The 15,555-nt window shown below is 34.4% G+C and carries 15 protein-coding genes; 9 read left to right on the forward strand and 6 right to left on the reverse strand.

Annotation, left to right across the window (positions count from 1 at the left end; all coding sequences use genetic code 11):
• Positions 1 to 92: 92 nt before the first annotated feature.
• Positions 93 to 1,346, forward strand: coding sequence for an MFS transporter (locus CRO45_RS14080; RefSeq protein ID WP_097150266.1), 1,254 nt, complete (start codon positions 93 to 95; stop codon positions 1,344 to 1,346).
• Between the two features lie 53 nt (positions 1,347 to 1,399).
• Here the strand turns inward: CRO45_RS14080 and CRO45_RS14085 are convergent, their stop codons facing one another.
• Complete coding sequence (locus CRO45_RS14085; protein ID WP_097150267.1) at positions 1,400 to 2,167, reverse strand: TSUP family transporter; 768 nt, start codon at positions 2,165 to 2,167, stop codon at positions 1,400 to 1,402.
• Between the two features lie 202 nt (positions 2,168 to 2,369).
• Here CRO45_RS14085 and CRO45_RS14090 point away from each other — a divergent pair, with 202 nt between their 5' ends.
• From CRO45_RS14090 to CRO45_RS14125, 8 genes are all read left to right on the forward strand, one after another.
• A complete protein-coding gene (locus CRO45_RS14090) occupies positions 2,370 to 2,717 on the forward strand; it encodes a PadR family transcriptional regulator (RefSeq protein WP_097150268.1) in 348 nt (115 codons plus the stop codon).
• Positions 2,704 to 3,705, forward strand: a complete 1,002-nt coding sequence (locus tag CRO45_RS14095) for an HAAS signaling domain-containing protein (protein ID WP_097150269.1) — start codon at positions 2,704 to 2,706, stop codon at positions 3,703 to 3,705. The genes CRO45_RS14090 and CRO45_RS14095 overlap by 14 nt, the downstream gene beginning before the upstream one ends.
• Before the next feature lie 390 nt (positions 3,706 to 4,095).
• Positions 4,096 to 5,727 (forward strand): peptide ABC transporter substrate-binding protein, encoded by a 1,632-nt coding sequence (locus CRO45_RS14100; RefSeq protein ID WP_097150270.1) that lies wholly within the window; start codon positions 4,096 to 4,098, stop codon positions 5,725 to 5,727.
• Positions 5,728 to 5,931: 204 nt separating this feature from the next.
• Positions 5,932 to 6,861, forward strand: a complete 930-nt coding sequence (locus CRO45_RS14105; protein ID WP_097150271.1) for an ABC transporter permease — start codon at positions 5,932 to 5,934, stop codon at positions 6,859 to 6,861.
• Entirely contained in the window at positions 6,861 to 7,796 is a 936-nt protein-coding gene (locus CRO45_RS14110; protein WP_097150272.1) for an ABC transporter permease, read from the forward strand. Before CRO45_RS14105 ends, CRO45_RS14110 begins: the two co-directional genes overlap by 1 nt.
• A 14-nt stretch (positions 7,797 to 7,810) precedes the next feature.
• The gene (locus CRO45_RS14115; RefSeq protein WP_097150273.1) at positions 7,811 to 8,866 is read left to right on the forward strand and encodes an ABC transporter ATP-binding protein; all 1,056 of its coding nucleotides are present in this window, start codon (positions 7,811 to 7,813) and stop codon (positions 8,864 to 8,866) included.
• Complete coding sequence (locus tag CRO45_RS14120) at positions 8,856 to 9,761, forward strand: ABC transporter ATP-binding protein (RefSeq protein WP_097150274.1); 906 nt, start codon at positions 8,856 to 8,858, stop codon at positions 9,759 to 9,761. The genes CRO45_RS14115 and CRO45_RS14120 overlap by 11 nt, the downstream gene beginning before the upstream one ends.
• Before the next feature lie 210 nt (positions 9,762 to 9,971).
• A complete protein-coding gene (locus tag CRO45_RS14125) occupies positions 9,972 to 10,583 on the forward strand; it encodes a DedA family protein (protein WP_097150275.1) in 612 nt (203 codons plus the stop codon).
• 34 nt (positions 10,584 to 10,617) lie between these two features.
• On the opposite strand, the gene CRO45_RS14130 is transcribed toward CRO45_RS14125, so the two are convergent.
• The 5 genes from CRO45_RS14130 to CRO45_RS14150 form a co-directional block, all read right to left on the reverse strand.
• On the reverse strand, positions 10,618 to 11,826 hold the full coding sequence (locus CRO45_RS14130; protein ID WP_097150276.1) for an MFS transporter: 1,209 nt from the start codon (positions 11,824 to 11,826) through the stop codon (positions 10,618 to 10,620).
• Positions 11,827 to 11,922: 96 nt separating this feature from the next.
• Positions 11,923 to 13,107, reverse strand: a complete 1,185-nt coding sequence (locus CRO45_RS14135; protein WP_097150277.1) for an NAD(P)/FAD-dependent oxidoreductase — start codon at positions 13,105 to 13,107, stop codon at positions 11,923 to 11,925.
• A gap of 41 nt (positions 13,108 to 13,148) precedes the next feature.
• On the reverse strand, positions 13,149 to 13,568 hold the full coding sequence (locus CRO45_RS14140; RefSeq protein ID WP_097150278.1) for a DUF1641 domain-containing protein: 420 nt from the start codon (positions 13,566 to 13,568) through the stop codon (positions 13,149 to 13,151).
• A 351-nt stretch (positions 13,569 to 13,919) separates the two neighbouring features.
• Complete coding sequence (locus CRO45_RS14145; protein WP_097150279.1) at positions 13,920 to 14,462, reverse strand: isoprenylcysteine carboxyl methyltransferase family protein; 543 nt, start codon at positions 14,460 to 14,462, stop codon at positions 13,920 to 13,922.
• A complete protein-coding gene (locus CRO45_RS14150) occupies positions 14,459 to 15,547 on the reverse strand; it encodes a type III polyketide synthase (protein WP_097150280.1) in 1,089 nt (362 codons plus the stop codon). Before CRO45_RS14150 ends, CRO45_RS14145 begins: the two co-directional genes overlap by 4 nt.
• Positions 15,548 to 15,555: the final 8 nt, after the last annotated feature.

Below are 15,555 nucleotides of genomic sequence, written 5' to 3' on the forward strand. Positions count from 1 at the left end.
AGGGGAAAAGCACAAATGATGATGCTATTATTTTATTAATTTATTTCCTGTTAAAATAAATAGATTAAATGAATAATGAGGGAATAATTAATATGACAGGAACATCAAATGATCCAACAGCTCAAAGTTGGAAGAAAGATATTACACTATTTTTAAGTAGCCAAACAATATCTTTATTTGGCTCATCATTAGTACAATATGCGATTATGTGGTACATTACACTATCCACACAATCTGGTATTATGATGACTATTTATATACTATGTGGATTTATTCCGACGTTTTTACTCTCACCATTTGCAGGTGTTTGGGCTGACCGATACAATCGGAAACTTTTAATGATCATATCAGACTCCATGATTGCCGTAGCTACTTTAATTTTAGCAATTGTTTTTATGATGGGTTATGACGCAATGTGGTTATTATTTTTAGTCGCTGCAATACGTGCACTAGGAACTGGTGTACAAACACCGGCAGTAGGGGCAGTACTACCACAAATTGTCCCTGAGGAACATCTAGTTAAAATTAATGGGATTAACGGTTCAATTCAAGCAATAATAATGTTCATTTCACCAATGGTGAGTGCTGCATTAATTTCAACTACTTCAATGGAAATTATACTTTTTGTTGATGTTGTGACAGCAGCCATTGCTGTAGGAATTTTGTTATTATTCTTACGTATTCCAACCCATAATAAGGCTGCGCAAACTCAAAATACCGGTTACTTTACGGACTTTAAAGCAGGATTAGTTTATATTAAACACCATAGTTTTCTAAAGGTTTTAATGACTATGTTTGCTGTTTTCTTCGTGTTAATGGCACCTGCATCGTTTTTAACACCGTTACAGGTAACTCGTAGTTTTGGTGAGGATGAGTGGAGACTCGCAGCGATTGAAGTAGCCTTTTCAATTGGAATGATGGTTGGTGGGGGACTTATTGCTGCTTGGGGAGGATTTAAGAACAAGATTTATACAATGGCATTTGCCGGACTCATTATGGGTCTATGTACTGTTGCTCTTGGGATTGTTCCTTCTTTCTGGATCTACCTATTATTCTTCGGGATATTCGGAGTAGCGATGCCTATTTTTAATACGCCAACAATGACTTTAATCCAAGAAAAAGTGGATGGAGATTATTTAGGTAGAGTGTTCGGTGTGTTTGGAATGATTTCAACTTCGATGATGCCAATTGGAATGTTAATCTTTGGTCCTATAGCTGACTTTGTCGATATTGAATGGCTTTTAATTGGAACTGGTGTGGCTATGACATTACTTTTAGTCCTTCTAGTTAAAAGCAAAGCGTTACTTGAAGCAGGTAAACCGAAAGAACAAGTTTCGGCTGAATAATTAAATAAACAGGTTTCTGGAGTGAAGCTCTTCAGAAACCTGTCTTTTTTTATTTAGAAGAAATAATCATATGTATTTTTTGCTAGTAACAATATCGTTACGACAATGAATAATCCTCTAACATAGCCACTACCACGTTTTATAGCATATTTTGATCCGCAAATGGCTCCTAATACTTGAGCGATCCCCATGATAAATCCGTAGGTATAATTGATTTGGCCTAAAGCCATGAACATTAATAATGCCCCGATATTACTACCGAAATTTAGAAACTTCGCATTACCAGCTGCTTTTAAAAAGTCAAAACCAATCATAAGAAAAGCAAAAATTAAAAAAGAACCAGTCCCTGGTCCAAGAAAACCGTCATAAAAACCGATGGCAAAAATTAAAATTAAAAACCCGATAAACTTTAAAGTAGACAGTTTACTATACGTAGAGATGCTTCCCCAATCTTTTTTCAACAATGTATATACTAATACACCTGCAAGCATGAGTAACATTAATGGTTTTAATACAGATGGATCCATTAAATGAACAATCCATGCACCTATACCTGCGGCAATAAAAACGATAGGAAATAGTTTCATAATCGTTTTTAATTCAAGTTTCCCAGAACGGTAAAATGTGATCGTACTTGTTAAAGATCCCATTGTTCCAGCCAGTTTATTTGTCGCAACTGCAGCAGAGGGACTTAACCCGGTAAACATTAAAGCTGGAAGTGATATAATCCCCCCACCACCAACTACTGAATCAATAAAGGCTGCTAAAAATCCAAATAAAAATAATAACAAAATCGTAGTTATATCGATGTCCAATAGCATGAGTAGCCCTCTTTTCTTATTTCTACAACAAACAAATAGTATCTGAAACGTGTATTCAAGTAAATAAAAAATTACATAGTGCAAATTCTTGTTAATTTGTTCAGAAAATGAAAATAAAAAGAATATTATTATTGTTTTCAAAATACTGTATCATATATACTGTATGATACATAGTATGTAATGAACAGTATGGAGGTGTACTATGAGCAATCTACTGGATTCATTATCGACAGAATTAAGGAGAGGAACGCTGACATTGGCTGTTTTAAGTCAGTTGCAAACAAAGCAATATGGTTATTCCCTTGCCCAATTATTGGAGGATTCTGGCATAACAATTGAACAAAGTACGTTATATCCATTACTACGCAGATTGGAAAAACAAGAGCTAGTGGAGAGTATTTGGGATAAGACGGAGTCTAGGCCTCGGAAATACTACAAGTTAACTGATTTTGGTGCGGAGATTTATGAGAAGTTGAAAACGGAATGGCTTGTTAATTCAAAACAGCTTTATGAACTATTGAAAGGAGAGAATGAGGATGAATCTGATTGATGTCTATATACATGAGGTAACCCGTCGCTTGCCTGAAAAAAATCGTGATGATATTGCTCTTGAATTAAGGTCTACCATTGAAGATATGTTAGCTGATGATTTTACCGAACAAGATGTCAAGGAAGTGTTAAGTGAACTCGGTAATCCGGCAGTTTTAGCTAGTAACTATAGTGAAAAACCGATGCATCTAATAGGACCACGTTATTTCGACGTATATGTTTCTTTGTTAAAAATGATCATTCCAATTGCAGCAGTTGTAGCGCTCATTTCAGTAATGGCGAAATATATTTTTAATTATGATGAAAATCAGGCGATACTAAATATGGGCTTACTTATTCTTGGAGAGGGAATTTGGGTCATTATCGAGGTTTTCATACAAACATTCTTTTGGTTAACAATTGTTTTTGCATTTATTGAACGTGTAGATAACACAAAAGATCATAGTCCATTATCCATTAACGGGAAAAAGTGGACGCCTGATGATCTGAAAAATGTAGCTTATATTCCAAGAAAAAAAGCTATATCAAGTGTATATGTATTTCTTGGCTTACTTTGGACAGCGATTTGGGTTACAGTTTATTTTAATGCAGATCAATTGGTAGGTATTTATCATAAAGGGGAGAATGGTCTTCAATTTGTTATGCCTGCCTTAAACCAAACAGTGTTAAACTCCTATTGGCCACTTGTAATTATTAGTGTCGGTTTAGAAGTAGCCTTGGCACTTTATATGCTGTTAAAAAAACAATGGACGAAAAATGTTGCTCATCTAAATGTAGTAAAAGAAATCGTTGGAACAATAAGTGTCATCGTGATTATTACGAACGTTGCCATTTATAATCATGACTTTCTTATCTACATGAGTAACTTACTTAATTTTAGTGAAAGTACTATATTGGGCTTTATACAAAGGATAACAATTATTTTATATCCAATCTTTGCGATTTGGAATTGTATTGATGGATATTTAAAAGCGAAAATTAGGAAATAATATGACCGCAAAAGATACCAGAGAGAGTTTAAACTTTCCAAGGTATCTTTTTTAATTTATACATTAAAAAAGTTGTTACATAAAAGTATATTCAAATAAAAAATCCAAACAATAAATAATGATATATTAGAAAAACAACTTGATGGAATGTTCCGCAAATTCCAAAAATAAAGAAGAGTCGAAAAATAATAAAAATTCAACATAATTTAAAATGGGGGCGTTTACATGATAGAAATTTTTTAAAATTTCAAAAAGAATAGAAGTTTTTAATAATATGATATAATTATATTGTTAAAACTATAAAATTCTGATAATATATCAAATGCTACTTCACTTAATATTTTCAGAAAAATTGGAAATATAAAACAACATAGATTGGGGGATTTCAACATGAAAAAGAACAGTTTATTACTATTAAGCATGTTATTAGTATTATCTGCTGTTTTAGCTGCTTGTAACTTTGGCGGCGAAGAAACAACATCAAATGAAAATGGTGATGGTACAACTGCTAAAGAATTAAATTTAGTAATTGCATCTGAACCACCATCATTACACCCTGGATTAGCTACTGATAGTACATCAGGTGTAATTTTACAAAACGTTTTTGAAGGTTTAACAACATTAAAAGATGGTGAAGTAGTAAACGCGGTAGCAGAAGATGTACAAGTAAGTGATGATTTATTAACTTATACATTCACTTTAAAAGATACAACTTGGTCTAATGGTGACCCAGTTACTGCAGAAGATTTTGAATATGCATGGAAATGGGCATTAAACCCTGAAAATGCATCTGAATACGCTTCAATCCTTTATCCAATTAAAGGCGCTCAAGCTTATAACTCTGGTGAAGGTGCAGAAGAAGATTTAGGTATTAATGTAGTAGATGAAAAAACATTAGAAGTTACATTGGAAAATCCAACTCCATACTTCTTAGAATTAACTGCATTTAAAACTTATTTCCCAATTCACAAAGCAACAGCTGAAGCTAACCCAGAGTGGTACACTGATGCTGGTGAAGATTACGTAACAAATGGTCCATTCTTATTATCTGAATGGAAACATAGTGATTCAATCACTTTAGTGAAAAACGATAAGTATTGGGATGCTGAAAATGTTGCTTTAGATAAAGTAAGCATTGGCATGGTAGAAAATGAAACAACAGCAGTAACAATGTTTGATGCTGGTGAAATTGATTTCCTTGGTGCACCTTTCCAAACAGTAGCACTAGATGCAATTGACCGTTACAAAGGTGAAGGAATTCTAAATATTGAAGATTACGCAGCAATTTACTGGTACAAATTCAACACAACAGGTGAATTTACTAAAAACGCTAATATCCGTAAAGCATTAACACTTGCTATTAACCGTCAAGAGTTAATCGACAATATCTTAAAAGGTGAACAATCACCTGCTTTAGGTATGGTTCCAGGAGCTATTAAAGGATTTGAAGAAGACCGTGGATACTTCAAAGATAACGATATCGAAGAAGCAAAAGCGGCTTTAGAATTAGGTATGCAAGAACTTGGAATTACTGATCCAAGCGAAATTAAAATTGGATTATCAATGAACACAAGTGAAGCACACGCAGTTATTGCACAATTTGTTCAAGAAGGTTGGACTAAAAACTTAGGTATCGAAGTAACACTTGATAACTCTGAGTGGCAAGTTTACTTAGATAAATTAAACATGTTAGACTTTGATGTTGCACGTATGGGTTGGATTGCTGACTACAACGATGCATATTCATTCCTAGAGCAATATGACTCTGCAGAAAATGGTAATAACGATACTGGTTGGGAAAATGCTCAATATGCTGACCTATTAAGTCAATCAATTGTTGAGACAGATCCAGAAGCACGTATTGCATTACTTAAACAAGCAGAAGCAGTTGCAATGAGTGAGTTCCCAGTTGCACCAGTTTACAACTACTCAAATCTTCATGTTAAAAAAGATTATGTAAAAAATATGGCACCTGATGGACTAGGTAACGTCTATTTAAAATATGTAGATATTAACAAATAATAATTTAATTATTTAAAGTTACTATTTACATTGATGGTAATAGTACAAGGGCTGTTTTAATCGACTTTCGATGACAAGCAGCCTTTGTTTTATTTAACGGGAAAATAGCATATGTTTTACATATTTTCTAAAAAAAGACAACGGTTTACCGCTGATTAAACTGTGTCTTTTAATTTTCTATTAAAGAAAAAGGAGGGACAAGGTATGGTAAAGTACATTTTAAATAGATTAATCTATATTCTGATTGCGTTATTTATTATAGTTAGTGCGACATTTTTCTTAATGAGACTTGCGCCAGGGAGCCCATTTGCAAGTGAACGTGAACTCCCACCGAAGATTGAAGAGCAATTGAATGCTAAATATGGATTAGATAATCCTTGGTACATTCAATATAAGGATTATTTAATCGATACTGTTACGTTTGATTTTGGTGAATCAATGAAGTATAAGGGGCGCTCTACTAATGATATCATTGCAGAAAGTTTCCCGGTTTCATTAACTTTAGGGTTACAGGCGATGTTTTTAGCAGTAGGGTTGGGAATATTATTTGGTGTAATTGCTGCTCTTTATCATAATCGTTTCCCTGATTATGTAGCATCAACAATTGCAGTTTTAGGTATTTCTGTACCTTCATTTATTTTAGCGGGATTAATGCAGTACTTTTTATCTTACAAATTAGGTCTTTTCCCTGTAAGTGGGTGGAAAGGATTTGCTTATAGTATTTTACCGGCGTTTGCGATAGCGATTACACATATGGGATTCATAGCGAAATTAACTCGTTCTAGTATGTTAGAACAAAATAATAGTGATTATGTGAAAATGGCTCGTGCAAAAGGGCTTGGTAAGTGGACTACTGTGTTTAAACATTCACTAAGAAATGCTCTACTACCAGTTCTTACTTACTTAGGGCCACTAACAGCAGGGGTAGTTACAGGTAGTTTCATTATTGAACAAATTTTTGCTATCCCGGGATTAGGGAAACACTTTGTAACAAGTATAACTAACCGTGATTACACAGTTATTATGGGTACTACTGTTTTCTATGCAATCATTCTGTTGTTTGCGGTATTAATAGTAGATATTCTGTACAGTATTGTTGATCCACGAATTAAATTGAAAGGAGCGAAAAAATAATGACAAAACAGAACGAACATATTGAAAATCTGTCACCCGAGATGTTTAAAGTTGTCGGTGGACGTAATGCAGATACAGACAAGTTAGCAAAGAAATCCGTGTCGTTTTGGAAAGAAGTTATGATTCGCTTCTCTCAAAATAAATTATCTATTTTCGGAATTTTTATATTAGCAATTATTACTTTAATGGCCATTTTTGTTCCTATTTTCTCTCCTTACTCTTTTAGTGATCAATTAGGAAATTACAATGCGCCACCATCGGCTGCACACTGGTTTGGAACTGATGATCTTGGTCGTGATGTCTTTGTACGTGCTTGGTACGGTGCTCGTATTTCACTATTCATCGGTATTGCTGCTGCTTTAATCGATTTAGTTATAGGTGTTTTATGGGGTAGTATTTCAGGACTAGCAGGTGGACGTGTAGACAACATTATGATGCGTATTGCTGATATTTTATCTGCTGTACCTTATTTACTTGTTGTTATTATTTTACTTGTAGTTTTAGAGCCTGGTATTACAACTATGATTATCGCTCTTTCTTTAACAGGATGGGTAAACATGGCACGTATTGTACGTGGTCAAGTATTATCTATTAAAAGTCAAGAGTATGTACTTGCTGCGAGAACTTTAGGTGCAAACACATGGCATTTAATTAGAAAACATTTAGTACCAAATGCAATGGGAGCGATTTTAGTAACAATGACATTGACAATCCCATCTGCTATTTTCACTGAATCATTCTTAAGCTACTTAGGGCTAGGTGTTCCACAACCAGAAGCAAGTTGGGGTACGATGGCGTCAGATGGTAACAAAGCAATTATTACTGCACCATGGCGTTTATTCTTCCCTGCATTTTTAATCTCAATAACAATTTTTGCATTTAACGCCGTTGGTGATGGCTTACGAGATGCACTAGATCCAAAACTACGTAAATAGAGGAAGGTGAGAAAATGAGTAAAAAATTGTTAGAAGTAAACGATTTAAAGGTAAACTTCAAAACATATGCGGGTATCGTCCAAGCAGTTCGCGGTGTTAGTTTTGACCTACACGAAGGTGAGACACTAGCGATTGTTGGTGAATCGGGATCAGGTAAAAGTGTAACGAGTAACGCACTCATGAAGTTAATTCCTCAACCACCTGGTATTTACGCAGGAGGAGAAATATTATTTGACGGAAAAGACCTTCTTCCGCTTACTGAGAAGGAAATGTCAAAAGTTCGAGGAAATGACATTGCGATGATTTTCCAAGATCCAATGACTGCTTTGAACCCAACAATGCGTGTTGGCTATCAAATTACTGAAGTAATTTTAAAACATAAAAAAGTTTCCAAGCAGGAAGCAAAAGAGCGTGCTATCGAACTTCTACGTCAAGTAGGTATACCAATGCCTGAAAGACGTTTCAGACAATATCCACATGAATTTAGTGGTGGTATGCGTCAACGTGTTGTTATTGCAATTGCTTTAGCGGCAGATCCAAAGTTATTAATTGCGGACGAGCCTACAACAGCGCTTGATGTAACGATCCAAGCGCAAATACTAGAGTTAATGAAAGAAATTCAAAAAGAACGTAATACAGCTATTATTTTCATTACTCACGATTTAGGTGTAGTTGCTAACATTGCAGACCGTGTTGCTGTTATGTATGCTGGGCAAATCGTTGAATATGGAACTGTAAATGAAATTTTCTATAACCCAAGACATCCATATACTTGGGGGTTATTAGGTTCTATGCCGGACCTTAAAAATGATTCACAAGAAGAGTTACGTACAATACCAGGTTCGCCACCAAACTTATTAGATCCACCTGTTGGAGATGCATTTGCACCGCGTAATGAATATGCATTAGCGATTGACTACGAAAAAGAACCACCAATGTTTAAAGTTTCTGATACGCATTATGCAAAAACATGGTTACTGCACCCGAGTGCACCAAAAATTGAAATTCCTGATGCAATTCAGAAAAGAATCGAAGGCTATTTGAAGGAGGCTGAAACTCGTGGCAAATAAATTACTAGAAGTAAAAAATTTAAAGCAGTATTTCGGCTCTCCTTCTAATCCCATCAAAGCTGTTGATGGTATAAGTTTTGATGTATATGAAGGTGAAACGTTAGGACTAGTTGGGGAATCAGGTAGTGGTAAATCTACAACAGGACGCTCAATTATTCGACTATATGATATTACAGATGGAGAAATTATTTTTAAAGGGAAAAATATTAACGCTGTAAAATCACGTAAAGAGTTAAAAGAGTTTAACCGTGAAATGCAAATGATTTTCCAAGATCCGTATGCATCCTTAAATCCTCGTATGACAGCAGGGGAAATTATTAGTGAAGGCTTCGAAATACATGGTCTTTACAAAAACAAGAAGGAACGTCAAGAAAGAATAGGTACATTACTTGAAGCTGTTGGATTAAACAAAGAACATGCAAATCGTTACGCACATGAGTTCTCTGGAGGTCAGCGTCAACGTATTGGTATTGCTCGTGCATTAAGCTTAAATCCAAGCTTTATTATCGCGGATGAGCCAATCTCTGCCCTCGATGTATCTATTCAAGCACAAGTAGTAAACTTACTTAAAAAATTACAAAGAGAACGTAACTTAACGTATTTATTCATAGCCCACGATTTATCGATGGTTAAATATATAAGTGATCGTATTGCAGTTATGTATCATGGGAAAATTGTTGAACTGGGAGATGCGGATGAGATCTATAATAATCCAATCCATCCATATACTAAATCTTTATTATCAGCAGTTCCACATCCAGATCCACTTTCTGAAAGACAGAGAGTTAGAATTCCTTATGAACATGAGGTAGTAGATGGTACGGCAAGTGTACATGAAGTAGCACCTAAACATTATGTTTATGGTACGGATGCTCAAATTGCAAAATGGAAATGAATAATTTAATGAGTTAATATAGTCAACAGGATAATTCTTGTTGACTCTTTTTAATTTTTACATTCTCATAGCATATAAAGGAATAGACTTTAGCTTGTTCACATAATTTAAAAAATAAAATGTAGAATTAGTTGATTTTTAATGATGTTTTATGGCAAAGTCTATTGGACACAATTTATTTAGAAGTCATGTTTTTAAGGAGTATGATCGATGGAAAGTTGGATTACAAATATAATGGAGGATTTCGGTTATATTGGAGTCTTTCTATTAATTATGTTAGAAAATATATTCCCACCAATTCCATCGGAGGTTATTTTAACTTTTGGCGGATATATGACTACTCAATCGGACCTAACAATTGTTGGGGTAGTGATAGCCTCTACTTTAGGATCTGTTGCTGGGGCAATTGCATTATATGATATAGGTAGGATTGTAGGGATTAAGCGAATCGGTAGATTTGTAGATAAGTGGGGACGCTTTTTAAGGCTTACAAACGAAGATATTTACAAAGCAAATGATTGGTTCAAAAAATATGGTGTTTGGACCGTTTTCTTTTGTCGATTCGTTCCGTTAATAAGAAGTTTAATATCGTTACCTGCTGGGATGTCTAAAATGAATTTTTGGTTGTTTTTAGTACTAACAACTGTAGGTACTTTCATTTGGAACATTGTCTTAATAACATTAGGATCTAAAGTGGGAGAAAACTGGGATGCGATTGTAGCGTATATGGATACGTATTCTAACATCGCTTACGCATTAATTGCATTAATCGGTATCGTATTTTTCATTTGGTTATTTAGAAGAAAGGCGAATAGAAAGTAATTTTAAGGAGCTGAAATTTCAGCTCCTTATTTTTTTATGCGACTTTTTCTACCTTATCTCTTGGTAAAAAGAACGAAACGATAAGAAGTAATGGAAGAATTGAAACGATTTGCATTGTCATTGCAATCCCTATGATATCTAGTAACATACCGATGACCACTCCACCAACAGCACCCATACCAAAGGCAAAGCCTGTTGTTAAACCGGCCATGGTACCGATTTTTGTTGGAACTAGCTCTTGAGCATAGATAACAGTTACTGAAAAACTAATCATAATTAATGTTCCAATAATAACTAAAAATACTGGAACGAGCCATATAGGAACATATGGTAATAGTAAACAAAATGGCATCGGACCAACTACGGAAAGTAAAATAACATTTTTACGTCCAATTCGATCAGAAAGTGATCCACCAAAAAAAGTACCAATCACACCTACAGCCATAAATATAAAGATAAACACTTGTCCGAGTTGTAGCGTTAATCCATAATGATCCATCAAGTAAAATACGTAGAAGTTAGAAATATTTGTTGTGTAAAAGGAACGAGCGAAAATGACTATAAACAATAATGTAATCGCAATTTGAATTTGTTTTTTAGTCAAAGGTGGTAATGAAGAAACGAGCAATTTTTTCTTTTTCTTAGAGTTTTTTTCCGCCTCTAATTGACGTACATACCATTTTGAAATTTTAAATAGTAATACAATACCTATAGCAGTTAATAATAAAACAATTGCTGCTCCACGTTGTCCTAATGCATCTAAAACAAATGCACTTATTAATGGGGCGAGTGCTTGTCCAGAGTTCCCACCGACTTGATAGATTGATTGAGAGAGTCCTCTTTTATTTCCAGCGGCCATAAAGGAAACTTTTGAACCTTCGGGATGGAAAATAGCCGATCCAAAGCCTAAAAAGATTACAGCAATAATAATTACCCAATATTGTTTTACAAATACTAGCATAAGTAAGCCTATAAAAGCACTAATCATCCCGATTGGTAATGCGTAAGGCATAGGTTTTTTATCACTCACGAACCCAACAACTGGCTGTAATGAGGAAGACACCATGTTTAAGACAAATGTGATTATTCCTAGTTGTGTAAAAGTTAAGCCTAAGTCTCTTGAAAATATAGGGAACATAGCTGGGACGACAGATTGCATAGTATCGTTAATGAGATGTGCGATTCCAATAGCAATCATAATAGGGTAAATTGGGTTATTTGTAGTAGATTTATTTTCGCTCATAGATGTCCCACCTTTAGACTCGTTGGTTAAAAAAGCGCATTTTAAAAATAAAGTGCTGATTCCATAGAATCAGCACTTTCATTGTAAATTTTAGTATTAATAAGCTAAGCCATATAAAGCTTTAATGTGTGATAAATAACGAACATGACTTGCTTCTTTCATTAATGAAGCTGGTAGACCTTTAAGTGGAATTTTGTTTCCACCAACTGTAGCAACTCCATCTTTACGTCCAAGACTTGCAAGAGTACCAGAATCAATTGGTGAGAATTCTTTTAATTTTTGACCTCTGATAGAAGCAAAAATGTTATATCCAGCGAATTCACCCATTTGCCAAGCGTTTTGAGCAGTTGGCGCATATAATGGACGACCGCCGTCTGCTGGAAGTGCAACAGAAGCATCACCCACAACAAATACATCTTGATGAGATTTTGAACGTAAGTACTCATCGATAATTGCTTTACCACGATCACACTCAAGACCAGATTCTTGAACTACAGGAAGTGCAGCTACTCCACCTGTCCAAACAAATGTATTTGCAGTAATTGTAGATCCATCTTTTAATGAGATAACATTACCTTCAACTGATGTAACAGGAAGACCAGTTAAGAACTCAACCCCACGCTTAGCTAGAGATTCAGTAGCGCGTTGGATTAAATCGTCTGGTAATACCGGAAGGATTTTAGGACCAGCTTCTACTAGTTTAATTTGAATATCTTTTGGATCTACGCCATATTTAACAGTAATGTTTGGTAGGTTATCAACGATTTCCCCAACTAGTTCAACACCAGTTAAACCGCCTCCACCAATTACGATTGTGCCATCAGCAGCATCATTTGATTTTGCAAATGCAGCAATCTTGCTTTCGATATGATTACTAATTTTGTTTGCATCTTCAACAGATTTTAATACCATACTATTTTCTTCTAATCCAGGGATACCGAAGTATCCAGTTTGGCTTCCTAAAGCAACAACTAAAATATCGTAAGGAATTACAGTTCCATTTGCTAAAAATACTTCCTTGTTTTCAACTGAGAAAGATTTTACTTCTTGAACAACCACTTTTACATCTTTTCCTTTGAATAACTTTTCAAGAGGGAAAGAGATTGCTTTTTCCGCAATTGTGCCACCAGCTAAACGATGTAATTCAGTAATTAGTTGGTGTGTTGGGTATTTATTCACCACAGTTATTTTTGCTTCTTCTTTACCTAAGTAATTACGTAATGTTTGAGCAGTAAGTAAACCGCCGTAACCCGCACCTAAGATGACGATTTCTTTTGACATATATATCCTCCGTCCTTAACTTTAATTATCTAAACGATCTGTTATTGGTTTTTACGTTCTGCTGTTACTTGAAGAAATGCATTTACAAAACGTAATACGTTTTGAACTTCTGGATCTTTTAGTAATCTTAATACGCCGAATAAACCAACTGCTTCGTTAGTAGATTCTGCACGTTCTTTTGCTTCAATCGCGTTTTGAGCAACTGTTTTAACAGTTCCAATAACAGGTTCTGCAACTTCTTTTACAGCACTTACTGTATCATTTTTAAGTACATCATCTGTCGAAACCAATTTTGCGAAGTCATATGCTTGTGTTAATAACGTTACAACCTCAGCTAATTTTGGTAATTGTTCAACTAATGTAGTTAAAGATTGCTGAACTTCTGGTTTTAATAATTGGTCAAGTAGGTCTTGTGTACTCGATACTGTTGATTGAGCTTGGTTAATCAATTCTTCTGACATTTCCATTCTCCTTTTCTTAACATTCTGTCGCCAATTTAAAGACAGAAATTTGGAAGTTTGTAAATCATTTCACATAAAGTTGTGCTTTATGATCGAAATTACATACATAATGTAAATTTTTTAAATTAAAATAGGTTTACCAACTTTATCATAATATAAATAATATAATTATCAACCGCTCATTTTAAAGAATTGAAAAATTAATAACAACATGTATGTAAAACCAATTTTTATGAAATGTTTAACAATACAAAAAATAATGAATATTATTTGAACATACAATGAAAATTATACGCTTTTCTTCGTTAAATTTCTAACATTTTTCTATTATTTATATATTTTTATGTGTGTTTAAGAGATTGAGGCATTTCTCTTAAATTGTTGAGTATAATTTGTTTTTTCCATTAAAGCTTTTTCTTCAATAGGAATTCTTACGGATAACATTGCGAAGTTTAATATAGTAAATACTATTGCCGTGAAATATGCTTCAAACATTAATGGTAAAAGAACTATTTCAGTACATACAACAACATAGTTGGGATGTCGGAAAAATTTATATGGACCTTTCTTAACTACATTCGTGCCGGGTAATATAATGATCTTTGTATTCCAAAACTGTCCTAAAGAAGTTAAACACCAAATTCGAATACACTGGACAATTATAAAGAAGGAGAAAAGAATTGGAAAAAGGACAGAGGTAGTAAGCTGGAAATACATAACTTCAAACATTAAACTTAAAAAGAAAAAGGTATGAAATGCAATCATATAAGGATAATGTTCTTTACCAACTTCATATGCACCTTTTGATAGCATGAGTGCTTCATTTCGTTTCGCAATAATTAATTCAATAATTCTTTGCACGATAACAAGAGTAATAATAATTAAAAAAATCATCCCAAATCCCTCCATTGAAGTAAAACTGTTTCGCCACTAAATCCAGGCCCAAGTGCAACCATTAAGCCGTAATCATCTACACTACAATCATTTAACATATATTGTTCAAGTACATAAAGTACAGTTGGAGAAGACATATTACCGTGTAATCTTAAAACCTCTCTTGAAATTAAAGTGTCATCAGTAGTTAGATTTAAAGCGTCTTCATATGCTTTTAATACTTTTTTACCTCCAGGATGTGCAATAAAGTGGTTAATATCTTTTTGTGAAACTCCATTTTCTAGTAAAAAATCATGAATAAAGGGACCGAGCCACTTAGTTATTATAGAAGGGATATCTTTTGAGAATATAACGTGAAAACCATCATTTTTAATATCCCAGCCCATTACGTCTAGAGAATCAGGCATCCAGTTAGATGCAGTATTTAATATAGAAGGAATCGGTTTTTTCGTTTGAATATTCACTTCGTCTCCACATACTAAGGCGCAAGCAACTCCATCTGCAAATAATGAAGCTCCGACTAGGTTACTTTTGGAGTAATCATTTTTTTGGAATGTTAAACTACATAATTCTACACATACGACGAGGACCTTCTCCTTTGGGTGTGCACGACAGTAGTCAAAGGCTCTACTAATACCTGAAGCCCCTCCTGCACAGCCAAGCCCCCAAATGGGGATCCTTTTAACTCGATTAGAAAAGTTCATTAAATTTAATACATGTGCATCAATACTAGGTGTAGAAATTCCTGAACTACTTACAAAAAATATTGCGTTCACATCTTCAGGCGAAATGGGTTTTTTAAGAAAGTTAAGGTTTCCAAGACACTTTTTTATCACCTCGACGCTATATTTAGTAGCAAGTTCAATATACAAATCGTTGCGTTCTTCAAATGTATGCTCTTGTTTATACCATTCTACAGGTACACAAAATTGTCGTGATTGAATCTCACCATTTTCAAATACTTTAAGTAATCTGTCGAGCTGTTGAAATTTATCTTGAAAGAGCTCTCTAGTTAATAGTTCTAAGTTGGATTGTTCCATAGAATATGGTGGCTGGTATGTACTCACTGATACGATTTTAGGCACAATAAACA

Origin of the sequence: Ureibacillus acetophenoni (genome assembly GCF_900220965.1) — a bacterium.
Taxonomy (GTDB): Bacteria; Bacillota; Bacilli; order Bacillales_A; family Planococcaceae; genus Ureibacillus; species Ureibacillus acetophenoni.